The 24,268-nt window shown below is 58.7% G+C and carries 20 protein-coding genes; 7 read left to right on the top strand and 13 right to left on the bottom strand.

The genetic code is table 11. From position 1 onward, the window contains the following. The first annotated feature begins 23 nt into the window (after positions 1–23). The 7 genes from CFU_RS05540 to CFU_RS05575 all read left to right on the top strand — a co-directional run bounded on the left by CFU_RS05540 (position 24) and on the right by CFU_RS05575 (position 10,041). Entirely contained in the window at positions 24–2,486 is a 2,463-nt protein-coding gene (locus CFU_RS05540; protein ID WP_014005056.1) for a type VI secretion system Vgr family protein, read from the top strand. Positions 2,487–2,497: 11 nt separating this feature from the next. Next, positions 2,498–3,559: a DUF4123 domain-containing protein gene (locus CFU_RS05545; RefSeq protein WP_014005057.1), complete on the top strand. Its 1,062-nt coding sequence runs from the start codon at positions 2,498–2,500 to the stop codon at positions 3,557–3,559. Between the two features lie 21 nt (positions 3,560–3,580). Beyond that, positions 3,581–6,493: a metallophosphoesterase gene (locus tag CFU_RS05550; protein WP_014005058.1), complete on the top strand. Its 2,913-nt coding sequence runs from the start codon at positions 3,581–3,583 to the stop codon at positions 6,491–6,493. A gap of 12 nt (positions 6,494–6,505) precedes the next feature. Then, a complete protein-coding gene (locus CFU_RS05555; RefSeq protein ID WP_014005059.1) occupies positions 6,506–7,756 on the top strand; it encodes a hypothetical protein in 1,251 nt (416 codons plus the stop codon). Positions 7,757–7,778: 22 nt separating this feature from the next. After that, the gene (locus CFU_RS05560; RefSeq protein ID WP_014005060.1) at positions 7,779–9,020 is read left to right on the top strand and encodes a right-handed parallel beta-helix repeat-containing protein; all 1,242 of its coding nucleotides are present in this window, start codon (positions 7,779–7,781) and stop codon (positions 9,018–9,020) included. A gap of 87 nt (positions 9,021–9,107) precedes the next feature. After that, complete coding sequence (locus CFU_RS05565; protein ID WP_041741364.1) at positions 9,108–9,491, top strand: hypothetical protein; 384 nt, start codon at positions 9,108–9,110, stop codon at positions 9,489–9,491. 271 nt (positions 9,492–9,762) lie between these two features. Then, positions 9,763–10,041 (top strand): PAAR domain-containing protein, encoded by a 279-nt coding sequence (locus CFU_RS05575; protein WP_014005061.1) that lies wholly within the window; start codon positions 9,763–9,765, stop codon positions 10,039–10,041. A gap of 171 nt (positions 10,042–10,212) precedes the next feature. On the opposite strand, the gene CFU_RS05580 is transcribed toward CFU_RS05575, so the two are convergent. From CFU_RS05580 to CFU_RS05640, 13 genes are all read right to left on the bottom strand, one after another. Continuing rightward, on the bottom strand, positions 10,213–11,010 hold the full coding sequence (locus tag CFU_RS05580) for an alpha/beta fold hydrolase (protein ID WP_014005062.1): 798 nt from the start codon (positions 11,008–11,010) through the stop codon (positions 10,213–10,215). Between the two features lie 495 nt (positions 11,011–11,505). Beyond that, positions 11,506–11,691, bottom strand: coding sequence for a rubredoxin (locus tag CFU_RS05585; RefSeq protein ID WP_014005064.1), 186 nt, complete (start codon positions 11,689–11,691; stop codon positions 11,506–11,508). Continuing rightward, on the bottom strand, positions 11,684–12,637 hold the full coding sequence (locus CFU_RS05590) for an alpha/beta fold hydrolase (protein ID WP_014005065.1): 954 nt from the start codon (positions 12,635–12,637) through the stop codon (positions 11,684–11,686). Before CFU_RS05590 ends, CFU_RS05585 begins: the two co-directional genes overlap by 8 nt. A gap of 43 nt (positions 12,638–12,680) precedes the next feature. Beyond that, positions 12,681–13,781 carry a fatty acid desaturase gene (locus CFU_RS05595; protein ID WP_014005066.1) on the bottom strand — a complete coding sequence of 367 codons (1,101 nt, stop codon included), beginning with the start codon at positions 13,779–13,781 and terminating at the stop codon, positions 12,681–12,683. A 14-nt stretch (positions 13,782–13,795) separates the two neighbouring features. Next, positions 13,796–14,128 carry an acyl carrier protein gene (locus CFU_RS05600; RefSeq protein WP_014005067.1) on the bottom strand — a complete coding sequence of 111 codons (333 nt, stop codon included), beginning with the start codon at positions 14,126–14,128 and terminating at the stop codon, positions 13,796–13,798. A 43-nt stretch (positions 14,129–14,171) separates the two neighbouring features. After that, positions 14,172–15,140: an acyl-CoA desaturase gene (locus CFU_RS05605; RefSeq protein WP_014005068.1), complete on the bottom strand. Its 969-nt coding sequence runs from the start codon at positions 15,138–15,140 to the stop codon at positions 14,172–14,174. A gap of 15 nt (positions 15,141–15,155) precedes the next feature. Then, positions 15,156–16,103, bottom strand: coding sequence for an acyl-CoA desaturase (locus CFU_RS05610; protein WP_014005069.1), 948 nt, complete (start codon positions 16,101–16,103; stop codon positions 15,156–15,158). Positions 16,104–16,106: 3 nt separating this feature from the next. After that, on the bottom strand, positions 16,107–17,960 hold the full coding sequence (locus CFU_RS05615; RefSeq protein ID WP_014005070.1) for a fatty acyl-AMP ligase: 1,854 nt from the start codon (positions 17,958–17,960) through the stop codon (positions 16,107–16,109). Between the two features lie 152 nt (positions 17,961–18,112). Further along, the gene (locus tag CFU_RS05620) at positions 18,113–19,531 is read right to left on the bottom strand and encodes an MFS transporter (RefSeq protein ID WP_041741366.1); all 1,419 of its coding nucleotides are present in this window, start codon (positions 19,529–19,531) and stop codon (positions 18,113–18,115) included. Positions 19,532–19,544: 13 nt separating this feature from the next. Then, on the bottom strand, positions 19,545–20,390 hold the full coding sequence (locus CFU_RS05625; RefSeq protein ID WP_050808484.1) for a hypothetical protein: 846 nt from the start codon (positions 20,388–20,390) through the stop codon (positions 19,545–19,547). Positions 20,391–20,394: 4 nt separating this feature from the next. After that, positions 20,395–21,429 (bottom strand): aromatic ring-hydroxylating dioxygenase subunit alpha, encoded by a 1,035-nt coding sequence (locus tag CFU_RS05630; RefSeq protein ID WP_014005072.1) that lies wholly within the window; start codon positions 21,427–21,429, stop codon positions 20,395–20,397. A 96-nt stretch (positions 21,430–21,525) separates the two neighbouring features. Further along, on the bottom strand, positions 21,526–22,608 hold the full coding sequence (locus CFU_RS05635; protein WP_014005073.1) for a fatty acid desaturase family protein: 1,083 nt from the start codon (positions 22,606–22,608) through the stop codon (positions 21,526–21,528). Between the two features lie 253 nt (positions 22,609–22,861). Further along, positions 22,862–24,247, bottom strand: coding sequence for an NAD(P)/FAD-dependent oxidoreductase (locus tag CFU_RS05640; RefSeq protein WP_014005074.1), 1,386 nt, complete (start codon positions 24,245–24,247; stop codon positions 22,862–22,864). Positions 24,248–24,268 lie beyond the last annotated feature (21 nt).

Here is a 24,268-nt window from a genome sequence, read left to right on the forward strand (position 1 = left end):
GGTTCAATTTCGAGGAACCCCGCATGAGCAGTTTGCCTCAATCCATCCTGGCCCTTGTGCAGGGCCGCCAGCATAACCGGATATTGCGCTTGTCCTTCCCTCACGGCGACGGGCCGCGCACCACATTGGTGGCGAATCGTCTCGAAGCCGAAGAAGGCTTATCGCGCGATTTCGAATATACGGTTGAGGTGCTGGCAGATGATGCCAGCATCCCGCTCAAGGATATCCAGGGCAAGATGGTGACCGTTGAACTGGTGTGCGGCGACGGCAGCCTGCGCTATTTCAACGGCTATGTCTTTGAATTCCGTTTGGCCAAGACCGATGGCAGCGTGGCGTTTTATTCGATGATCCTGAAGCCGTGGCTGGCCTATCTCCGGCTCCGGAAAAATAATCTCCTGTTCCACGGCAAGACCTTGCGTGAGCAAACCCAAGACATCTTCAACGAGTACGGCAAGCATGCCGACTGGGATGCGCAGATCAAAGGCAACGACCTGCCGTTCACCATGGCTTGCCAGTTTGACGAATCCGATCACAACTATCTGCACCGCCGCTGGGAAGCCGCCGGCTGGCATTACTGGTATGAACATTCCGAGAACGGGCATCAGCTGGTTCTGTCGGACGATTCCACGCAAGCCGAACCGATTGCCGGCAACAGCTCGGAGATCCGCTTCCAGCGCCATGCAGGCGCGCAGGAAGAAGACGCCATCGGCGAATGGACTCCGGTGCGGCAGATCGTGCAGTCGCGGGTTGCCCTGTCGGGATTTAATTTCAAGGCGCCGATTCCGGCCAACCTTGATATCCCCACCATCAACCAGCAAGGCGACGTGCTCGATGTCGAGTCATATGAATATGCGGGTGCATACGGTTTCAAGGACCGCCAGGACGGCGACGCCATGGCCAAGCGGCAGATGGAACAGATCGAAGCCAGCGGCAAGCACGTGGCGGCGGCAGGCAACAGCCGGTTCGCTGCGCCTGGGCGTTCGTTTCTGCTGACCGGTCACTTCAATCTTGGCTCATCCGATCAGGCCGCGGGATCGGGCAAGAACGAGTTCCTGATCGTCAGCGTGGTCCATAGCGCCAGCAACAATTACCTGCAGCAGGCCGATGCGGTGGCTGCCTATGACAACCGCCTGATCTGCATACGCAAGAACATCCCCTGGCGTCCGGCGCGCGGTTTCAATAGCGTCGACACCAGGATCCAGGCGCCGCAAACGGCGACTGTAGTGGGACCGGCCGGGCAGGATGTCTATGTCGACGAATACGCCAGGGTCAGGCTGCAATTCCATTGGGACCGCATCGGCGTCAATGACGAAAAGAGTTCGGCCTGGGTGCGTGTCGCCAGTTCGTGGGCCGGCAGTGACCTCGGATCCATCTCCACGCCGCGCATCGGTTCCGAATGCATCGTCCAGTGGCTGGACGGCAATCCGGACCATCCGATCATTACCGGCGCTGTCTACAACCAGCAGAACATGCCGCCATGGCAGCTGGCCGACCAGCAGGTATTGACCGGCTTGCGCAGCCGCGAGTTCGGCACCGGCGGCAGCGGACGCAGCAATCACCTGATCCTGGACGACAGCAACGGCAAGATCCAGGCGCAGTTGAAAAGCGACCATCAGCATAGCCAGCTTTCTCTCGGCAATATCACGCGCATCGAAGACAATGCCGGCCGCAAGGATTTCCGCGGCGAGGGATGGGAGCTGCGCACCGACGGCCACGGCGTCGCCCGCTCAGCCAAAGGCATGCTGATTACTACCGAGGCCCGCGCCAACGCGGCTTCGCATATCAAGGACATGGGCGAAACGGTGCAACGTTTGTCGCAGGCTACAGATGGTCATCAGGCGCTGGCCGAATTGGCCGAGCAGAGCGGCGCCCAGGAAGCGCCGGCACAGCAAACCAATGTTGCGCTGGCGCTCAAAGGCCAGAACCAGGCAATCCAGGGCGGCGCCGCCGAAGGCCAAGACAGTTTTCCTGAGCTGGCGGCGCCGCACCTTGTATTGACCAGCCCGGCCGGGATTGAAACGACGACGGCGCAATCGATGCATATCGCCAGCACCCAGCATACCGCGATCAGCTCCGGCAAGAGCCTGTCGATCGCCAGCGGCGACAGCCTGTTTGCCAGCGTCGCCCAGACGTTCCGCCTGTTTGTCCACAAGGCCGGCATGAAAATGATCGCAGCGGCAGGCGATATCGACGTCAAGGCGCTGTCGAACAACATCAACCTGCTGGCCAAGCTGAACATCAGCGTGACTGCCGAGCGCATCACCATCACCGCCAAGGAAGAAGTCCTGATCAACGGCGGCGGCAGCTACGTCAAGCATAATGCCGGCGGCATCGAATACGGCACCAACGGCCCGCATGTGGTGCATGCCGCAAGCCGCAGCTTGCCCGGCCCGAAAAGCCTGCCGGTCAAGACCCAGCCGGACATCTGCGTCAGCTGCATGCAGGAGGCGAATCAACAGGCTTCCACGTTGACCAAGCGTCTCTGAATGGATATCGCATGAGCGCTCCGTTACACGCAATTCCTGATCCGGCAGAATCGACGCCGCTGCATGATCCGCGGCAATTCCTGGACGAAGTCGCGCAGGCGCTGAGCCACGATTTGCGCATTCTGCTGCGGCCGCTGCGCAGCGCTCAGTGCTACGCGCTGGTCAACGCCGGACAATGCGCGCCAGGCAGCATCGCCAAACTTATCGCCGACCACGAACTCGATGCCGAGCCTTTGTTCGCGCATACGGCGGAGGATGCCCATGTCGAGCAGGGACCATGGCTGTTGCGCCTGCCGTCGCAGCCTTCGGACGCTTTGCTGCTGCGCCTGGCTGCCGATGCCGGCAGTAAGCAGGCGCTCAGCGTGATCGCCAGCCCGCTGCGCAATCATGTACTGTGCGCCCACCTGCGCAGCTGGTTCAACGGGCTGCTGGAAGACAAGTCGCAAGTGCTGATGCGTTATTTCGATCCACGCATCGGCCTGGATATGGTGCAATGCTGGCCGCAGCCAGTGCGCCAGCAATTCCTCAGCGCGCTGCAGTGGTGGGCAAGCTGGGACCATTTGTTCACGCCGCGGGCGATTCGCGGTGCGGCTCAACCGCAGCCGGCAGCGTTAGACCAGCCGCTCGAAATCGGCGCCGAACTGCAGCTGGCGCTGGACCGCCTGAACCACGCCGAGCGGTTGCAGGCTCTGATCCTGAAAGAAGATACCGATCCCGGCGAGCTCGACCACATTGCCCCACCCCTGCTGCGTGTGATTGCCCATCTCCAGCTGCAGCGGGCCGAACAGCTGGATTTGAACGAATGGGGCGACCAGCGGCTGCTGATCGCTCTCGGCTTGCGGATGCACCCGCAAGCTTGCGAAGAGCCCCGGTTGAACGCTTTGCTGCGCACCAGCGCCGCTGCGAAGGAATCGATCGCTGCCGTCATCGGGCGCATGCCCACGGCATATTGGGAAGAGCAGCAGGCCGATGCACCGCGCAGCCTGGCTCTCCTCTCTGAAGAAATACTGACCCCGTTACGCCTGCGCCGCGCTGGAAACGCATCCAGCCACCCGCTAGCGTCATTGGCCTAATACTTTTATCCGGACTCTTACATGGCTGATATCTCTTCAAGTGTAGCAAATGCTTCCAGCGGCAAGAACCAAGCTCCCGGCGTTACCGAGTGCGAAAAAGATCCTCCTATCAGTGCCGTTATTCTTTATCCCAGCCTTGGCACGCCGTTGATCCTGGCGCCTGGACAGACCAAGTGCAGCATTTTCCTGGGAGCGGCTGCCGAGGCGCGTACGCATTTCACCATCGACGAGAAGACCAAGCAGGCGCATACGATCCATTGCGCAGTTGATCGCCATCTGCGGCTGTATGACATCGCGAAGAAAGACACAAAGACCGATACTACCCAGGGCACGCTATTTGGCGACGGCAAGACTTTTACCAAGGCCAAAGCCGCCATCAACGGCTGGCTGGTGGGCGACTTCGCTGCCGGGGCCTTGATCAAGAATCGCCACGGCCAGCCGTTCGCCACGATTTCAACCCAGGCCGCCGCGGTGTATAGCGGCCTGGCCCATGTCTACGAAATCGAGATCGACCTTACGCAAAGTCCGTTCAACGATATAAAAGACAATGCTTTCAAGACGTTTGCCTGGATGGTGGAAATCGATGCAGAGCATGCCCGTCATCGCGAGTATCAAGGCGTCACCCACGTGGAAGGGCAGGATATGTATATTCACGATTTCCTGCATAACGCCAAGAACGTCGCTGCCAATCATTTCGCTGCTCCCTATGAATTCAATCTCGATAACTTTCAGGCAACGGGCCTGCCGGCGCAGAGAACTGATCGGCTGATGAGCTGGCACCCGGTAATTAAGGCGAAGAAAGAGATACTCAAGATAGGGCATCTGTCGGATGTACATGTGAACGTGCGCCATAACGCGCTCGCCAGATCCCCGGCTCGGGTGATTGAAGACGACGCAGCAGAAAAAGAAATAGGCATAGTAGGTCATAAAATCTGCAATAGCTTCATGGCGCTCAAGGATTTGTTTGAGAAGTTCGGCAAGGGCGATGACCGGGCTGACGCAATCTTTCTGACTGGTGACCTGATTGACTTTAACCGTAATATTGATCCTGATAAGGTGGGCGGGACCATTGGGGAGCAATGGAAAAATTTCAACGTGTTAAGTAAGTTGCCTGATAAAAATCTATACAAACGCGGCATGGATGACATGTTGATGTATAGCCTGGTGCGACATTCCTATCGTGAACTGGTGCTGCCTGTCTTCATGACCACCGGCAATCATGAAGCATATGCCGAGCCGTACGGAATCAGCCCGCGCAAAGACGGATGGGCTTTCGATCTTGGCGTGCTGGATGGCGGCGTGCGTACGCCGTTCAAGTGGGATAGCAAGGAAGAAGCCATAGCAGCGCATCGGCGCAAGCTTGAAGAGGCAAGCAAGTGGGTTGAGGGGAAAGCGAATGAAGGAATTGCCGCCGACCACAACATGACGATTTATGAGGCCACTCTTGCCTATGGCCCCACTTATGCGCATGTGTGGACGACAAACAATTTCGACAATGGTAATTTTGACTGGTTTGGCGCCTTGTTTACGCCGCTGTCCGATTTCGTCATTAAATTCGGTTCACAGGACGGAGTGCAGCCGAAGCAGATTTTATGTGGACTGGAGTGGGGACAAGGGGAAGAATATAAAAACCTTATGGGGGCAATCGGAATTGGCCTGCCGGATGCGCAAAGCTACGGGATATTGCCACGTGCAACCGAGTCGTTTAATGAAAACCAGAAAGCGCTGTTAGATCAGGCGCGCGCGGCAAAAATGGCCGCAGGGGCAATCCCAATAGTGGTTGGGACACACTTTACAATTATCAATTACAACAAATCACCGCTGTCCAAAAATCTTAGTTTTACTCCCTATGACACTGGAACTGGAGCGATACGGGTTAACGGCGACGGGGCATTCAATGACGCCAATTTTGGCACCTGTGAGAAAAACCTGGGCTGGTATTTCAAAAGCTGCGTGTTCTCACCTGCGTCCCAGCGCGTCGACTATCATCTGTCGGGACATAGCCATCGCTCCGCTGTTTACACCGCTGTTGAAAAAAAAGGTCACGGAATTCTAATGGATACTGCTCAGATCAGTCCTTTGGGCGATCCGGGATTTCTGGATTCCAAGGCGCCACTGCTGAATGCATCTGCAAGCAATACCAATTTTATTGTCAGCAGCTGTGGCGGTCCGATCGGCGTGCAAAATCAGAATGGGGAGCTTGACGGCTGGACTCTGCGTCCCCCTAGTGGAACGCTCTTGAACGTCAGCGGCCGTACTATCAAGCAAATCAAGACTTGTGACCCGGGAAAAAACACTCAGCCTCGCTTATGTGTAGCGCTAGACTATCTGGCGGTCATGAGTCGTGTTGATAAAGAGATCAAGGTTCCCATTCTCTTCGAATTTGCCGCCATCAATTCCGGGCAGGCGCTTTTTGCAGGAGAACTCGATCTCATATTGAGTGAGCAACTGATGGGGCTGAATTGCATCGAGGCCGTTAAAATTTGGGTATTTGAAAAGCAAGGAAGAATGCCGAACGTAAAAAAAATATGGCACTCACTTACGCCAAAACTAAGCGATGCACCGACAGGATTTTTTCGTGCTAGCAAAAATAGGAAGCGGTTGAGTTTTGAGGCTAACGATTTGAATAAGCTCAATAGCGCGGTTAAGGCCAATGGCGGAGTGTCGGTGGCGCAAGCCTTTTGTGAAATCATATTGAAAAAACCGACGATCGCGAAAGGTCAGCTCGACTGGAGCGCGGATATGAATATCCGTGATCCATGGGTATTCCCGGTGGATATGAGATTCAGATTGACAGGCATGGGGCCGATGCCGGATATGGTACGGCCTCCTGGCGAGAGAGGGGAAGTGCCGGACTGGGCATTCTTGGAAAACAATTATTCGGACAGGGGCTATATTGGTGCAAAAATGGCGATCAGACCAAATAATAGTTAATCGGATATTGCCATGACTACACGCCGCCGTTTTATATACGCAGCTCTAGCAGTTGCGGTACTCCCCATTTTGACTGGATGTAAAAATATGAGCAAACAGAACATACGCACATTTGGCAAAACCTTTGATTACCTCAAGGACCCTGCGCTTCGTCAGAAAGAAACCGGCGATGCGCAGCTGACGGTGCAGAACGCAGAGTTCAGTGGAGAAAAGTTTGAAGGCATGGAGTGGCGCAATATTCGTTTTATTAATTGTGATTTTGCTGGCGCATATGAAATTGCCCCGCGCAAATTGATCGATTCCAAATTTGAAGATTGCCGTTTCGCCGGGATATTGAGTTATGGCGTGACAGAAAACGTTCAGTTTTTGCGTTGCAGCTGGAACGGGCAATCCGTAATGTATGGGGAAAAAGGTAGTAAGAACACCTTGTTTCAGGAGTGTCAGTTCGCGGGGCCGGATGAAGACCGGAATCATTGGGGTGGAGTTGGTACCGATGGCGAAGCGGAATTTGTCAAATGCAAGGCTAAATGGTTCGGTCTTAGCGGGCAGGTCAAGCTTTCTATTAGGGATTGCGAGTTCGAGGATGCGGAGATTGACACCGACAGTTTTGGCAATAGTGGGGAAAATTTTCTATCTTCCGCTGTGCTTATCGAAAATTGCAAGCTTCGAGGAAAATTTGAAATAGTAAGCAGAAAACTGCAATCCCTTACCATCAGGAATACTGTTATCAATCATCTTGATTTATCTGGTACCGCGGTAAAAGACGATGTGTTGATGGAAGGCTTGGATGCCGGGTATATCAATGCTGCGCTCAGCGCGCGCAATTTTACGATTAGAAAAAGTACGATCAAAGGCATAGACAATAAAGTATTTAGCATTGGTGCGGCTGGGACGGCGCAGTTTTTGGCCGATGATATGGTATTCGGTCGTGGTGCCGTCGAGATTGGTGCCGGCCGCGCACTAGAGGAACACGAATGGAGTATTGCGCCATCTAACGGGATCACCGCATTTCGCAATTGCAAATTGCCGATGCTGGATGCTTCCTGGCTTGAGACAATGTGCCTGCAATTCGATAAATGTGAAATACAGTTGGCCGACATTAGCAACTGTCGCATTGGCAAGCTCCAAATAATGACTAGCAGGATCAGCGAGAAAATTGATTTGACCAATACACGGGTTCAAGAACAAGATCTGGCGACAATGTTTATTGATAAAGGGCGGAAAGAAAAACTCGATGGCACAAATGTAAAGTTGCCGAAATAATTAACATACAGACGTTTGCCATTTGATGATTTCACGACGAATTTTTCTTAACCGGACCAGTGCTTTGGCTTTCAGTTTTACTTTCATGGCGGGATGTGGTCTGGTGGATAGAAAAAAAACCATTCGTCAGTCTGGGGAAATTTTTAATTATCTTAGCGATCCCGCACTTCGCCAGAAAGAAATTGGTGATGCGTTGCTGACCATACAAAACGTGGCGTTTGGCGAGGAAAAATTTGAAGGAATGGAGTGGCGCAACATCCGTTTTGTCGACTGCGATTTTGCAAGCTCATATGCCCTCAAATTGAAAGGCAGCGAAGATCTGCAATTCGACAGTTGCCGCTTTGGCGGAATTTTGGGGTTTGGCAAAATGAATCGGGTCCAGTTTTCCAAATGCGCCGGTGTCGGCAAGCTGAATCTGATAGGGGATCCGGGCAGCACGAAAGTCCGTTTCGAAGACTGTAAATTTCAGGGAGACAGTGCCGATCAGAACCATTTTGGCGCATTAGGAACAGAAGGTGAAACCGAATTCACGCGTTGCCAGTTCAAGTACATGAGTATCTATGGCGACACCAAGCTGACTATCCGGGACTGTCAATTCGAAAATGTCGACTGCCCGATAGATGTGGCGACAGGCGGTTCTGAAGTTCTTATAGAGAATTCCAAGTTGCGTGGAAACTTTGATATGCGTCCTGCCGCCTTTTTATCCCTCACCATTCGCAATACCGTCATTGATAACATCGACCTGTCCGAGGCCACAGTCAAGGGCGACGTGCTGATGGAATCCCTGGATGCAGGTTATGTCAATGCCTTGTTTGGATCAGCGGCAAGCCTGACCATACGGAACAGCCAGATCAAGGGGAACGGGCGCGACGTATTCCAGACTTCGCCTGCCAAGATTGTGCGTATCGATATCGATAATGTCACGTTTGGCAAAGCCGGCGAAGCGGTGTTTATTGGCGGAGGTTTTTCCAGCAAGAAGGAAATAGCACGCGTCAACCAGTCCTTGCGTCTTCACAATTGCAAGATCCCTGTGCTGGCATCGAATCATATAAATACCGCAAACCTGATTCTCGATAATTGCGCCATCCAGGAAGCCAGTTTCAAGGAAAGCCGCATCAGTAGGCTGGACATCAAGAATACCAAGATCCTCGAAAGGCTTGACTTCACGAATACGCAAGTCGAAACGCAAGATTTAACGACACTGGCTCCGTATAAAGGACGCGTTGATAAATTGGAAGGCTCAAATGTAAAGCTGCCGGGTTAAGGCGAACGAACGGCCGATTCTGTAATTTTTAGATCGGAAAAACACGGTGATGGAAACGAGTGAGGCCATGCAAGCTGGCTGAGTTTATTGCCGGTTCTGCTGGTGCTGTTGGTGCTGGCATTGCTTGTGTGGATCGTCAAAATCGCCAGGTCAGCGAAAAAACAAGAATCAAGCGCGCAGGATACAAAGACCGGCGCCCGCGCGTGGGATTGGATATTGCGCGGAATTGGCCTCTCGCTATTGGTTGGTGTCGGCTTTATTATATTAACCGTCATCTTGGGCCGTTCCATTAATTCGGCGGCCGTAGCTCCTTTCATTCCGCCGTTATTTACCCTTTTATTCATAGGATGGCGGCGCATGATGAGGATGGCGGCAGAGAGCGCGGATTCTGCCGCCCCAGCCTCGCGCCCGAATACATGGATCTGGTTACTGGTGGCAATCGGATTGTTTCTGTTGTTCTGGCTGGCGTAGGTGAATATCCTCTATATTTTTTATCTGACCCTGCCTGCGCTGATAATCGCCGCATGGTATTGCGCTAGGCGGCAATGGCGGAAAGAAGCTTATCTGGCAGTAGGCAGCGCCATTGCCTTCCCGTTTGTAGGCCTCGGCCTTATGGTGGCGATGAACGTGCTGTCCATGTATTTTGGTTCTTATAGACGAATCTGGAATCGTATGAGGTAGTGAAATTATTGGCGCTGCCTGCTAGGCTTAATGTAATTGGATTATTTTTTCGGGATAAATCATGGCTCTAAAAATCATCGTCGTGGGCGACTCAACCAGTCATGGCGGTCATGTGATCAGCGGTTCTCCCACGCATAACATACTGGATAAGCCGATTGCGCGGCTGGGCGACCTGGTTGAATGTCCGCTGGTCTACCCGGGCGGCAAACCGCATGGCGTCAACAAGATCATCGAAGGGCATTCGACGTTTATCCTTGATGGCATTCCTGTTGCGCTGGAAGGTCACAAGACCGAATGTGGCTGTTCGCTGATCGGTAGCATCGGCGCCACTGTGGGGTAAATCAAACCGTCCATTTCAAGAACGTTTTTGAATAAAAAATGCCACAAAATCTTCTGTTAAACAGATTTTGTGGCATCTAATATTACTTGTCAGAATGTCTCATGCTGCCGGAGGTTGCTGTCGCGATGATCGGGCATGTTGCGCTGGCTGCATAGCCATATACGGCCCTCCTCAGGCCACCGCGGTGCGCGCCATCAGGAAAGAGCGCGCGGCTTCGATTACTTCAGGCGCCTGCAGGATGCGGCGATGGCCCAGGCCGTCAAGGCGGAGCAGTTGGGCACCTTGCCAGGCATTGGCGATTTCGACCCCGAGCGATACCGGCACCACGCGGTCGTCGTTCGAATGCAGGATCAGCACCGGCTGCTTGAGATTGGCAGCCGCCTTCGGTGTGTCGATATCGGCGACATCGACGCCTTGCTCTTGCAGCAAGGCGATCATGGCCGCTACCTGGTGGCGGTCGAGGCCGGCCTGGACGCCGAAGCCGACGGCATAATCGAAACAGCGCGCCGGCGGTGCGATCAGCACCAAGCGCTCGACCTGCAGGCCGTGCCGCACTGCTTCCACAGTAAGAGCACAGCCGACCGAGTGGGCGATTGCGGCATACACCGGACCGATCAGGTCCTGGAGTTTCAGCAGCGCGGCGGCGCAGGCCGGGATTGACGAAGTCGTTCCTTCCGACTCGCCATGCGCCGGCAGGTCGACTAGCACCACGCGGTAGCCGGCTGCCAGCAGCGGTGGTGTGAACGACGCCATGTCGCTGGAGCGGCCTTCCCAGCCGTGAACCAGCAATACTATCGGGCCACGGCCGGCTTGCCAGGACACCAGCTTGCCGGTGGGGCCGTTGGTTTCCACCCGGCTCGCGCCTTGGAAACCGGCAGTGTCCGGGGCACGCTCATAAGTTCGCGGCGTGAGGAACGCCTTGGCAACGGATTCGGGGGTAGGCGCTAACTGTTCGGCGGGGGTGCTCACGATGATGGTCTCCTTTTGATATTGTGGTTTGCGGTCTGGTCCTGCTGCGTGCAACCGGCGCCGTTACGCCGATTTCACAAGGATGGGCCATATGCCTGCGTTTCCTTTTTTTGCAGCAGCACATCGAGGATCTGGCGCCCGGCAATCGAGGCCTGGCCCACTGCCAGGTGGATGAACCCGGCGTCGTTATCCAAGTTTTCCTAGGCCTGCGGCAGATATAGATGTCTTCCGCGATATTGATGCGCAGGTCCTTGGCGATGGCGTCCGAAAGCTGCTGGTTGTCGATGCCAAGGCGGTAGTCGGTATTTGACATGGGCGTAGAACATTTCGCCGGCGTAGCGCGTGCTTGTTCAGGACGGTTCTTGGGAACAGTTCGGCCTTGATGTCGGACCGGCCTGGGCCGCCAGGAAATCTTACTGCCGCCGCCGGTTTTCAACACCCTGTCAAAATTGATAGGTTTGCGTGCGACTGTGGCAACTCTGCTGCTGCAACTGCCTAGAATTCCACCATGGTGAAATCCTCTTTCTTGACGCCGCACTCGGGGCAGGTCCAGGTGTCCGGGATATCGTCCCAGCGGGTGCCGGCCGCCAGGCCTTCGCTGGGCGCGCCGTCCTTTTCCGAGTAGATCCAGCCGCACACCAGACACATCAGTGTCTTGAATTCAGTTTCTGTTTCAGTCATTGCTAGGTTCCAGGCTAGTTGGGGTCAGATGGGATGGGCCGATGAAGCGGGTGATCAGTTCCTTGACCGGTGTGGCAGACAGTATCCGGCTGTGGCCGAGGCCGGAGGTCTGCTCCAGGCGTACGTTTTTCAGGCTGCGCATCAGCCTTTGGGCTTCGCTGAGCGGCACCACCGGATCGTGCTCGTCGTGCACCACCAGCACCGGCACCTCCATGGCCGCGCCCAGCACGCTGATATCCCAGTGGCTGACGGGAACGCCGTTCTGCACCTGCAGGCGCTCGTAGATCTTGCCGATCACGGCCGGCGGCAGCTGCTGATGCTGGTTGGTCGACCAGCGCTCCAGCACGGTGGACAGGGATACCGGAGCGGCTATCAGCACCAGGCGTTTGACGGCTTCCGCGTGCCGCGCGTCGGCATGGGCGATGGCCGCTACGGAGGCAATCGAACCGAGCGAATGGCCGACGATCACCTGCACGTTGTCCAGCGACTTGATGGCGGCACCGACCGCTTTGACAAAGCGCGTCATGGTGGTCTTGTTGCCGGCCGATTCGCCATGCGCGGGCGCATCGAACGAAGCCACCTGGAAACCGAGCGCCAGCAGCGGCTTGACGAAACCGATCATGCTGCTGCTGTCCGAGCCCCAGCCGTGCACCAGCAGCACGGTAGGACCGTGGTTTTTCCAGAGATAACCGTGGCGCACGTCGTCGTTGCCGGCGATCTCGAAAGTCTGCGCGCCGAGCGGCATGCGGAACAAGGTACGGCCGCCTTTCGAACGCGAGCGGCCGAAGGCGTCCGCCGCAATCCGTCCGGCCAGGGCTGGCGCCAGCATGCCGCCCAGCTGGTAACCCGCCTTGGCCAGGCTGGCGCCGATGCCGAGGGCCGGCGCCGCCGCCGGCTGTTGCGGCTGTTGTGACAGCGGCGGCGAGGGTGAAGTGATGTCAGTCATGTCGTCAGGTCCTGCGGTTGGCCCGGTACGGGTTGTTGGAGGATCAGGTATTGGCGACGGAATTGGCGCCGCCGTTAACCTCGGCGCGCTGTTCCGCCGAATCCTTGTAATAACCGGAATCGAGATCGTAGAAATGGCAGTTCCTGATGACCCATAGCAGGTCGCCGAAGCTGAAATCCTTTTCCCTGATCATGCCCGGATAAGCCTGTTTCAGCGCGACCTGCGCTTTCTGCAGGTTATAGAATGGCACCACCGGCGCCACGTGATGGGCGGTATGGATGGAGATGTTGTGGGTCAGGAACAGCAGCCATTTCGGATAGCGGTAATCGGTGGTCACCAGCATGCGGCTGGCGTTCGGCGTCCAGTGTTCGGACGTCAGGAACGGGATATCGGCCGAGGTGTGGTGCATCAGCGTGGTGACGCTGAACCAGGTATGGGTCGCAATCCACGGCGCAAAGAACAGCAGGAAGAAACCTGTGATGCCGGTAAAGTAGATCAGCGCTGAAAAATACACGATCGAAGCCAGCACCACGAAGGCGATCGAACGCTTGACGTCAGTGCGCATATCCTTCTTGGGAAAGAATCCCGGCCGGAAGCCCGACACGATCCAGTAGTTGATGGTGCCGGCCCAGAACAGCCAGGTCCTGGTGCCCATGTAGACGAAACGCTGGCCGAACGACATGCGCTTGTACATGTCGCGCGGGATCGGCCGCCAGTCGGTATCGAGTTCAAGGTTGTTGGTGTGGAAGTGATGCAGATTGTGCACGTGCTTCCATGAATAGAACGGATACAGCAGCGGCAGCAGCGACAGGTGGCCGATGACGATGTTGAGCTTCTTGTTGCGCGAGAACGAATTGTGCCCGCAATCGTGCGCGATGCAATGCAAGCCCCAACCGCCCAGGCCGGCGATGATGTACAGGGGAATATAGAATCCCCAGTGCGGCGCATAGGCGATGCCGACGATGGCGCCGATATACAGCGCGTAGCTGATGAAAAAGCCGGCCAGGCCGCGCCAGGCCTGCGGTTCGAAATACGATTTGGGAATCGCTTCGGCCAGGCGGGCGCCTTCCAGCGTCTTGCTCTTGTCCAGGAACGCCTCGAACTCGGGCCCCGGCGATGAAGGATAACTATTTACGGACGGCATTGATTTCTCCCAGATTATGCGATGGCGTTGAGCCCGAGTTCCGTGGCCAGGTGAGCACTCAGTTCGTCGATGCTCGGGTGTTCGAACAGCAGCGCCGGCGACAGGCGCTGCTCGACCAGTTTTTCCAGGTCGCCGGAAACCCGCACCGCGACGATCGAATCGAGGCCGTACAGTTCGAACTTCTTGGCAGTGTCGATGGCGCTCGGGTCGACCTTGACTTGCTTGGCCAGGCGCTTGACCAGCCACTGGCGGATCACTTCCTCGCTTAACGGAACATTGCTTTCAACTTCCTCTCCGCCTTTGCGGAAGAAGCCGAACAGGCCGCCCGATTTGTTTTCTTGAGACATGGTTTCTCCTGGGATGAATGTGAACTAAGAAATCTTGCTGGATTTAGCGGGCGCGCATCTTGGCGACGGCTTTTTCGTCAGGCGAGCGCAGGTTCCAGACCACGCCGATCTTGCCGAAACCGGCCAGCAGCCAGCCGCTCAGGTCGGGCTCCCACCATTTGACGCCGTGGCGGTACGAGCCTGGGAACGCATGGTGGTTATTCTGCAAGCCTTCGCCGAAAGTGAGGATGGCGACAGTCCAGTTGTTGGCGCTGTTATCGTCGGTCTTGAACGGTTTGCCGCCAATCATGTGGCACACCGAACCGACGCACCAGGCAGCCTGGTTGGCCAGGAAAATCCGCGCCAGCCCGCCGAACAGAAAACCGCTGAAAGCCGCGTCCCAGCTGCCGCCGACCGCGCCGCCGATGGCAGCTGGCAGGGCCAGACCGAGCACGATCCACAGACCGTAGGTGCGGTGGTAAAAGAACAGCTTGCGGTTGGCGAGGATGTCCGGCGCAAAGAAATTCCAGCCGGAGACGTCCTTGGCCAGCATCCACGGCATGTGCGCATACCAGATGCCGCGCAGGCGGCCCAGCAGGCCCGGTCCGTGCAGGTTGGGCGAATGCGGATCGCCGTGCTGGTCGCTGTAGGTGTGGTGGCGGCGATGGGTGGTGACCCAGAACATGATCGGCCCTTGCGCCGCCATCGAACCGCAGATCAGCAGCAAGCCCTCGAAGAACGGCGAGGTGTTGAAGGTCTTGTGCGCCAGGTAGCGATGGAAACCCATCGTGATGCCGCCCATGTGGAGGAAATAGAAAACGCCGAACAGCACCAGGTCGGTGGTCGACATGCGTCCTTCCAGCGCACGCTGCAGCGCCAGCGCGAATCCCGCCAGCGGCACCAGCATGACCACCAGCGCGGTAATCTGCTTGATGGTGGCGCCGGCGCCGGTCAGCGGTGCGACGCCCGGCCTCAGTGCAGGACCGGCGGCGCTCGCCGGTTTGGGAGGTAAGACATTGGTTTGCGTAGTCATGGCGTTTCCCCGACGTTAATCGTTATTGAAAAGTTTCTGGTCCAGCGGATCGGCGCTCTGGCGTTGGCGGATATCCCAGGCCAGGCCGAGCAGTCCTAACAGCCGGATCACCCAGGCGGTGGTGTCGATCTGCCAGAAATGGAAATCGTTGTGCGCCAGCGCCGGGTTGGCGTGATGGTTGTTGTGCCAGCCGCCGCCGGCCGACACCAGCGCCAGCCAGCCGATGTTGCCGCTGGTGTCGCGCGTCTGGTTGGGCCGCTTGCCGAAGGTATGGCCGATCGAATTGACCGCCCAGGTCACCTGGTCGAGCAGGAAGATCCGGGCCAGGCCGCCCCACAGCAGCCCGCCGACTGCGCCTTCGACGCCGCTCAGTGCGGCGCCGGCTGCGGCCGGCAACGCCAGGCCGAGAAACACCCAGATCAGGTAATGCTGGTTGACGAACAGCACCAGCTTGCTGCCGAACAGGTCCGGCACATAGGTGCTCCAGTTGCTGCGCTTGACGGTAAACAGCCAGCCGACATGGCCGTGCCACAAGGCTTTGATGCGGCCGCGCAGGCCAGGCGACAGCACCCGCGGCGAATGCGGATCGCCGTCCTGGTCGGTGAAGACGTGGTGCATGCGGTGCGTCGCCGCCCAGAACAGGATGGGCCCTTGCGCCGCCATGCAGCCGAGGATGCCGATAACCGCGGTCACGACCGGCCCGGCCTTGAACGCGCGGTGCGAAAAGAAGCGGTGCAAACCGCCCTCGACGCCGAACGACGTCAGGAAGTACATGACGCCGAACAGGATCATGTCTTGCTGCTTGAAGCCGAACTGGATCGAATACCACAGCGCGGCGACGAAACCGACGGCAGGCGTCAGCACGGTCAGGTAAGCCAGCCGGCGAGCCTTGCTATCGCCATCCCTGAGCGCTTGCACTTTCTCGCCAGGCGCTGCGGCAGCGGGATTTTTGGTATCGATCACTGCTTACCCCTGTTGGAAAAGTGTGGTGCTGTCGGTTTCCGTCGTCGTTGCGGATGGCGTCGGACGGGCCTTGGCGTACGCCAGCGAGCCGGCGTTGAAGGCATCGCGACAGGCGCTGCGGCGCACCTTGCCGCTGGTTGTCAGCGGAATGGTCGACACCGGCGCCAGGTGCACGGTGTGCGGCGCCACGCCATGGCTGCGGGTAATCGCGGCGGCGATCGCGTCTTCGACGTTTTCCAGGTCTTCGCCGCTCAGCTTGGCTGAGCGCAGGATCTCGGCCACCACCACCAGCTGTTCCGTGTCGTCTCGTGTCACCGAAAAGGCTGCGACGCCGTTGGTGCGGATCGCCGGGTGGCTGGCCTGGGCTGCGGCTTCGATATCTTGCGGATAGAGGTTGCGGCCGGCGAAAATGATGACGTCCTTGATGCGGCCGGTGATATACAGTTCGTCGTCGAGCATGAAACCGAGGTCGCCGGTGCGCAAGTAGGGGCCGTCCTGCCGATCGTCGGCAATGAAGGCATGGAATGTTTCGGTGCTGGCTTCGGGCTGGTTGAGATAGGCTTGCGCCACGCTGGCGCCCTTGAACCACAGTTCGCCGACCGCGCCGGCCGGCAGCGGCTGCCGGGTGTCGGGATCAACGATGGCCATCACATGTCCGCTGGCTACCGTGCCGCAGCTGATGACCGCCGTGGCAGGCGCATCTGCGGTAGCCGGCTTGGCCTGGCCGCAGGCCAGCGCTTCATGGTCCAGCAGCAGCGTCTTGGGTGTGGCGTCGCGGTTTGCTTTGCCGGAAATGAACAGGGTGGCTTCGGCCAGGCCGTAGCACGGGACAAACGCCGCGCTGGAGAATCCGGCCGCTTTGAATTTTTCCGAAAAACGGTCAAGCGTGGCTTGACGCACCGGTTCGGCGCCGCAAAACAGCATCTTCAGCCGGCTCAGGTCGAGTTCGGCAATTTCTTCATCGGTAATGGTGTCGACGCACAGGTCGAGCGCGAAGTTGGGCGCTACCGAGGTGGTGACCTGGTGCGTCGACAAGCCTTTCAGCCAGCGTAGCGGACGCTGCACGAAATGGGCGGGCGTCATGACCACCAGCGTGAATCCGCTGTATACGGACAGCAGCAGTGCTCCCATCAGGCCCATGTCGTGGTAGGGCGGCAGCCAGGTGAAGCCGATATGTTTTTCTGCCGATCCCAGCCGGATGTCGAGCACGCGGCTGTTGCTGATCAGGTTGGCGGCGGAGAGCACCACGCCCTTGGGATTGCCGGTGGAGCCGGAGGTGTATTGCAGCAGCGCCGGGAACTGTTCACTGCTGCCCGCTTCATCGTTCTCATCAGTGGGCAGCGGTTGGGTGTCCTGCGCTTCGAAAAAATCGCTGCCGACAAACAGCCATTCAGGAACATTGCCCTCGGCGGAGAGCGAGGCATTGAGGCGGTCCACGGCTGCCTGTAGATTTCCTTCGGCGATCACCAGCTGCGCATTGCAGTCATTGCAGATGCTGGCGAAGCGCGCCACCGCGCGGCTGCCGACCGGCGGGAACGACGGCACGGCGGTCGCGCCGGCCTTGAAAATGGCGAACAGCGCGGTGACGTAGTGCAGGCCTGGTTCCAGCACCAGCAGCACGCGCGCTCCCGGTGTCAGTTGCTGTTTGAGCTGGCGCGCCAGGCCGGCGGCGCGCAAGTCGAGCTGGCGATAGGTCAATTCGGCGATGTCGTCTTCGCCGTTTTTCAGGAAGCGCAGAGCAACCTCGTCCGGCGTCGCCGCGGCGCGCCGGCGCAGGATCGCATCCATGTCGATATCCTGCGCGGCCTGTTCCGGGACCAATACTGTCGCTTCGCTCATGCTCAAGCTGGATGTCATTCGATACTCCGTTATTTGATTGCCGGGAAAACATCACGCCGCCGAGTAAAGTCCGGGGTTGCGCTTGTTTGGCTAATTTTTTATCACTATAGAAATATCAATACTTCCCAAAACACTATTTACAGACATGCGCTAAGCGACGGCGCGCCAGATTAATGCGCCGTCGCAGGCGCAGGTGCCCGGGATCGCGTGTCGACTGGTACGCACAGGATTGCGGTGGCAAAACCAAGCGCGATCTGCAGGTAACAGAGGGTGTGAAATGCGGCGAGGTTCAGCGTCGCATGGCCAGTTATGGCGACCGTGAGCGCCACCCCGAGCACCGATCCCATCTGGCGTACCGCCTGGTTGACGGCAGAGCCAACGCCGAACCGGGCAGGCGGTAAATGCGCGACGGCGGCCGCCGACAGTGAAGGCATGACCATGCCTACGCCTAGTCCGGTGAGTAGCGCCCCCGGCAGCCAGGTGTGCAGATAGTCGGGATTGATCCCGGGTACCAGTGCGAACCAAATGCTCGCCGCCGTGGATATCAGGCTTCCGGTCACCAGCAGTAACTTGTGCCCCGCACGCGCCGCGAACCGTCCGCACACGATCGCCGTGGGGACGACGAGCAACGGCCCAAGGCTGCCAGCCAGCCCCGCGCGCGTCAGCGAATACGACCAGACACCTGTGGTGAATAGGAACGTCTGGAAGAACATCATGGCGAAACCGATCGCGAAGAACAGCGATGCAAGATTGATATAGCAGTACGTCCGGTCCTGGAACAGCGAGAGATCGATGGCAGGGGCACGCACGGTGCGCGCCCAGACGACGAACGCTCCCAGCGTCGCCAGCCCGCCCGCGATTGCCAGGATCACCATCGGGGACATCCAGCCGACCGCCTCGGACTGTACCAGGCCGAAAGTGATCGCACCAACGCCGAGGATCAGCAGGACGACACCGATGACGTCGATCGGCGCGCCGCGCTCAGGATCGCGCGACTCGTCGAGAATGCGCCACCCAAGCCATAGCGTGATCGCGCCAAGCGGCAGGTTGAGAAAGAAGGCCCACGGCCAGCCGAAGCGATCGACCAGGAAAGAGCCGAGGCTCGGCCCCAGCGCACCTGCGACCCCGCTGACTGCGCCCCACAAGCCCACGGCGACCGCGCGTTTGCTGGCGGGAAATGCTGCCAGCAAGATCGACAGCGATGCCGGGAACAATAGCGCCGCGCCGGCTCCCTGTGCTACGCGCATTGCGATCAGAGTCGCGACGTCCCTAGCCAAACCGCAGCCGAGGGATCCCCCCAGGAACATGGCAAGTCCTAGCAAGAACGTGCGCTTGCGTCCGCGCAGGTCGGCGAAGCGGCCCGCCGGCACAAGCAATGCGGCAAAGACCAACGTGTACCCGGTCAGGACCCACGACAGGTGCGCCGAGCCGGCCTCGGGAAACGCCCGTTGCAAAGCGGGAAATGCCGCGTAGAGCAGGGTGACGTCGATCGAGACGAGGAAGACCGCCACACTCGCGATCCAAAAAACCGGCCACGGCGAAATCGAGCTCGACTGCGCCTGCAGCGCCGGGGCTAGGGGAACGTTCATTACTTGTACCTCATCATGCTGGAGGGGAGGTAGCGCCGTCGCCCGACTCGAAGTACGAGGCATCGAGAAACGAGAGCGTTCGCGCTTGCATGCGCGCTTGAAACAGTGCGACGACGGGCCAAGGGCGCATCGCCATTGCCATGACCTTCACATGCTGCGCATCCTCCCAGTGGATCACGTTCGCCACTTCCAGCGGCAGTCCGGCGACCGACCCCGTCCACAGGCTCAGCGTCGTGGCGCCTGCCGTCAGGCGCGGCCCGTTTGCGCGTCCTCCATAGACGACGATTGAGTGACCGCACAGTCGTTCGACGTAGGCGGCACCACGAATCGGCTTGCAGGCTACGGGACTGGTCAGGAACGCGTTGGCAGCTAGACCGAACGGCAACTTGGCGTCCAGCACTTCGTCGGTGGGGATCGGCGGCAACGCGGCATCGGTTCCAGGGGGAAGCAACCATGCGTCGGCGTCGATGAGATCCCGGCACGCGTCGTGCAGCGCCTGCCGAACCGGCGCGGGGAACGAGGCGAGGAAGATGTCGACCTGTACGCGCTGGCCGAACCGCCGTGCCACCGTCACCCCACGAATGCGGTAGTCCTGGAACTGTCCATGCCACTCGCGCCCGCCAATATCATCGCCGCTCCATGTGTGATCCGGCTCGACCTCGGAAAATATGCTCTCGACGGCAGCCGCGAGCTGTTCCACCCGGCCGTGGCCGACGACTTCTCCGAACGTCATGGGATGCCGCAAACTGACCTCGTCCTGCGCCGACGTCTCGAGCTCGCGCAACAACTCATCAACATAGAGACCAGCGTGTCTTTGGCGACTCATCGGCGTTTCTTTCTCTGTGAGGGTAGCGTTCATCTATTTATACCTCTTCAAACTGGGGCAGGGGCGTCCCGTGGCCCGTTCGTATGGAGGCGTTTGCGCCCATTCGCTCCAGTATCCGCCGCGCCGCGAACGCTGGCCGATCAAGGTGGATATCGATCATCGGTGCAGTGGGACTCCAGTTCGCCTGAAGGCTTTCGGCGACGTCTTTGTCCTCCATGACGGTTGAGAACACTTCTTTCGCTGTGAACTCCGTAAACCCGTGGTTGTCGATATCGAAATCGCGATGCATGCCCACGAAGACGTGGCTCGTGGTGTCGGTGGCGGGAGTGAAGATCGTCGTCGTATAGACGTGAAAGACCTTACCGTCGGCGTCGTCGCACGCGTGGGCTCTCGTTTCGACCCGCGTGTTGCCGACAGGCCAGTAGAGGACCTCCTGGAAGCGGTCGATGTAGTCGAGTTGCAGGATCCGGCTGTACAGCGGAGGCGTTTTCTCGCGGCGCATGTAGCGGCGCACGCGGACTTCGTCGTCGTTAATCACGATTTCAGGCGGAGTCTCGACGATGTCAAGTGAGCCTAGTGTTTTCGCGTGAACGAAGGCGGCGTGCGAGATGTCGAGGATGTTGTCGATTCCGAACACGTAGTTGCAGGCGATGGTACAGTAGCTCATCGTCCCCGCGAGCTCGGGCGCCGAACAGACCCAATGGTTCGGGATCGCGCTCTCGTCTGCCTGGTCCGGGTCGCCGGGCCACAGCCAGACGAAGCCATGCTTCTCGACGGCGGGGAACGAACGGACGCGCGCGCCCTTCGGGATCGTGCTCTGGCTGGGAATATTGACGCACTCCCCCGAACAGTCGTAGCGGAGCCCATGGTACCAGCACTGAAGTTCGTCTCCGATCAGGCGTCCCCGCGACAACGGAACTTGTCGATGGGCGCAGCGGTCCTCAAGCGCGACGACTTGGTTCGCTGAGGTGCGGTACATGACAATCTTCTCATTCAGGATGGTTCGCGCAAAAGGCTCGCTCTTGATTTCTCCAGAAAGGGCTGCCGCGTACCACGCATTTTGGATAAACATGATTTTTCCTTACTTCGCCGCGTACACGGCACTCTGGTTCCGGGATAGCCGACCCGAGGTCGGGATGATATGGGCGTTCAAGATGGTCCTCTGCTTCTACTCGCGCACGACTGCGACCATCGCTTCGCCGGCTCGCGTACCCGCCGAGTCTGCTTCGCGATCGAAGCGACCGTCGGCAATCCGTTCGAGGAAATCGTCCGCCTTAGACGGTAATTCGACGTGCGGGTAAGGGAAGCGCCCTGTCGTATAGCGCAGCGCGCCAAAAAACGACCGCTCAACCTGAGCGCCCGTCGCTTTGATCAGTCCTTGCGACGCTAGGTGCCCGTGCAATGCGGGCAGCCGGTAACACGGGACGGCCGGATACAGGTGGTGCTCGAGATGGAAGTTGCTTCCGAAGAAAAGCGCTGTGTAGATGGGTGATGTGTAGCTGCGGGCATCGTGGTATCGACCCGGCGCGGTGCCGGTGTGTTCCAGGTACGCGCGCATGGCGCTCATCACGTACAACCCGAAATACGGGACCAGCATTACCGTGAAACCAAGCCACAGCGAGCGATGCCAGATGAGCGCGTACACCGTCACGCCGCATAGGCCGAGGGCGATGTTGATGCGGGTGATCCAGCGCATTTCGCGCTCGGAGAACGGAAGCTTTGTGTTCTCCGGCCAAGGCAGGCCCAGTGCCATGCGTAAGGCATTCTTCGTGTAAACCCGGACGGTCCCGGACCGCGCGAGAAAGAAGCGTGACACGAAGTTGTTGTACTGCGAGTAAATCTGTGCATCGGGGTCGATGTCCTGGTCGGTGAAGCGGTGGTGCTTCCAGTGGGTCATGCTGAAGCCCACGATGAAGAAGAACGGCACCAGCGACGAAAAGAGTACCGCCAGCGCCGCACTGATGTACTTGTTTCGGTGCAGGTTCGTGTGCATTCCCTCGTGTCCAACAAAGGTCAAGAGGTGCATTCCATGGCCACCGATGATTCCCAGGACGAGTGCCAAACCTATCCGCACCGGCGTCGAGGCTGGAATATCGACGATGGCGAAGGCCACCATGGCCGGAACCAGGAAGAATGCGAGGGCGTGCGCTAGATAGAGTGCGGTGGCGAAGTGACTGGTTCGATGAAATTTTTCTGGAAGCTTGAGCCGCGCAAACGCGGTGTCGGCCTCCAACGATGCTTCGATGGTCATAGCCTATCTCCTCGGGTGACTTAACGTAGGTCCTGTGAATGCTGGCTGGGCATCACCAGGATTGGAAATTGCGTGGCCTCCAGGCCAATCGGCGCGGCATGCCGAGACCGATCTCTGCCGCAGCCTCGACCGGAACGTCGTCGGTCATCATTGAGAAATTGCATGCCGGATCTCGGGCGTGCAATTTCCGCCAAGCCTGCTGCGATGACTTCCGCGATTGTCCGGTACGAGTCGGCGCCGACGTTATTTGTGGTCATACCGGCTCGCTTACGCCGAGGGCGTGGTCGGCGCTGGATGCGAGCAGGTTCGATTGGTCGAACTCGGGCGCCCGGACTGGGGTGGCGTTAGCCTGCTCGGCCAGGCGCTGGCGTAACGCCATTTCGCTGCGGATCTCCTCGCCTCTCCGGGACATCTCGATCAAAGGCTGGATCACGCCCACCTCGCCACGCTCAACGGCCTCATCTGCCCACTTCTTAATGTCGCTGGGGTTGAATACGGCAAACGGCGAGCACTGGCGATTCTGGGCGGAGAGCAAGCGCGCCTGCAGCGTCGGGTCCGCCGCCAGCTTGCCGAACAGCATCCGGCTGAGCGGGTTGTTGTTGGTGAGCGCGCCGCGGCTGCGGGAGTATTCGAAGAGGTCGATTGAAGTCGCGTCTCGCTGGCGCCAATAGCGTACCAGCGCCTGGTCCCCGCCCTCGATGATCGCCCGCCCCAGTGACCGGGCGTCGCGAAGCGCGTCGGTGATCCCGAAGCCGGGGGACGGATCCATGAAGAGGCCTGCGTCGCCAACCAGGGCCCAGCCCGGCCCCGCCGCCTGGCGGAAGAAAAAGCGCAGGTTCAATGCGCCGAGCACCTTGCTCTTAGGCTCTCCAGCGGTCAGCGGCGCCGTGTAAGGGTTGCGCTGGAGCGTCTCCTGCAGCTTCTGTAGTGCTCGCCCCTTCCACTCCGGTAGCTGCGTTCTCGGGAACGCCACCCCGATGAGCAAGAGATCGCGGTTGGTTGGAAAGATGAAGACGACGTCGTCGCCGAAGCTGCAGTTCATCGCCCCCCCCAGGTGGCGCGGATCGTCGTCGAACCAGGTCGGTCTCGGCCAGTACGCCCAGTACATCGCGCGTGGGCAGTCGTACCCGTGATACTCCTCGGCGCTGACGAGTTGCGCTGTGGTCGAGTGCTGGCCATCCGCGCCGACCACGATCCGTGCCCGGATCTCTTCGCGCGTCCCGGCGTGTTCGACCACGGCTCCGGTGACCCGTTCGCCGTCGCGGAGCAGCTCGACCAGCTTGGTACGAGGACGGATCTCTGCCCCGGCGGCCCGCGCTTCGTCTGCCAGGAGCGCATCAAGATCCATACGACGCGGGCAGGAGCAGCGCCCGCCGGCCGGATACACAACGCGGCCGATCTCCTCATCGGCGCCGTACATCATGCTCGGCACCGGCGGTGCGAAGCGACGCACCTTATCGCCGAGGCCTAACTCGTCCAGCAGAGCCATGCCGTGGGGCGAAATCCAGTGGGTGGACAGCGGTTGGTCGCTCGGCAGATTGTTCGCATCGATAGCGAGGACGCTCTTGCCGGCGCGCGCCAGGTGAATCGCGAGTGTGGAGCCTGCGCAGCGGGCGCCAACGATTAGGGTATCTAACACGGAGAGATTCCTTTTATAGAA

This window comes from Collimonas fungivorans Ter331 (genome assembly GCF_000221045.1).
Taxonomy (GTDB): Bacteria; Pseudomonadota; Gammaproteobacteria; order Burkholderiales; family Burkholderiaceae_D; genus Collimonas; species Collimonas fungivorans_A.

Bases quoted from the DNA above. Each gene is read 5' to 3' on its own strand.
- CFU_RS05540 (WP_014005056.1), top strand. From the start codon at position 24: ATGAGCAGTTTGCCTCAATCCATCCTGGCCCTTGTGCAGGGCCGCCAG.
- CFU_RS05545 (WP_014005057.1), top strand. From the start codon at position 2,498: ATGAGCGCTCCGTTACACGCAATTCCTGATCCGGCAGAATCGACGCCG.
- CFU_RS05550 (WP_014005058.1), top strand. From the start codon at position 3,581: ATGGCTGATATCTCTTCAAGTGTAGCAAATGCTTCCAGCGGCAAGAAC.
- CFU_RS05555 (WP_014005059.1), top strand. From the start codon at position 6,506: ATGACTACACGCCGCCGTTTTATATACGCAGCTCTAGCAGTTGCGGTA.
- CFU_RS05575 (WP_014005061.1), top strand. From the start codon at position 9,763: ATGGCTCTAAAAATCATCGTCGTGGGCGACTCAACCAGTCATGGCGGT.
- CFU_RS05585 (WP_014005064.1), bottom strand. From the start codon at position 11,691: ATGACTGAAACAGAAACTGAATTCAAGACACTGATGTGTCTGGTGTGC.
- CFU_RS05590 (WP_014005065.1), bottom strand. From the start codon at position 12,637: ATGACTGACATCACTTCACCCTCGCCGCCGCTGTCACAACAGCCGCAA.
- CFU_RS05595 (WP_014005066.1), bottom strand. From the start codon at position 13,781: ATGCCGTCCGTAAATAGTTATCCTTCATCGCCGGGGCCCGAGTTCGAG.
- CFU_RS05600 (WP_014005067.1), bottom strand. From the start codon at position 14,128: ATGTCTCAAGAAAACAAATCGGGCGGCCTGTTCGGCTTCTTCCGCAAA.
- CFU_RS05605 (WP_014005068.1), bottom strand. From the start codon at position 15,140: ATGACTACGCAAACCAATGTCTTACCTCCCAAACCGGCGAGCGCCGCC.
- CFU_RS05615 (WP_014005070.1), bottom strand. From the start codon at position 17,960: ATGACATCCAGCTTGAGCATGAGCGAAGCGACAGTATTGGTCCCGGAA.
- CFU_RS05620 (WP_041741366.1), bottom strand. From the start codon at position 19,531: ATGAACGTTCCCCTAGCCCCGGCGCTGCAGGCGCAGTCGAGCTCGATT.
- CFU_RS05625 (WP_050808484.1), bottom strand. From the start codon at position 20,390: ATGAACGCTACCCTCACAGAGAAAGAAACGCCGATGAGTCGCCAAAGA.
- CFU_RS05630 (WP_014005072.1), bottom strand. From the start codon at position 21,429: ATGTTTATCCAAAATGCGTGGTACGCGGCAGCCCTTTCTGGAGAAATC.
- CFU_RS05635 (WP_014005073.1), bottom strand. From the start codon at position 22,608: ATGACCATCGAAGCATCGTTGGAGGCCGACACCGCGTTTGCGCGGCTC.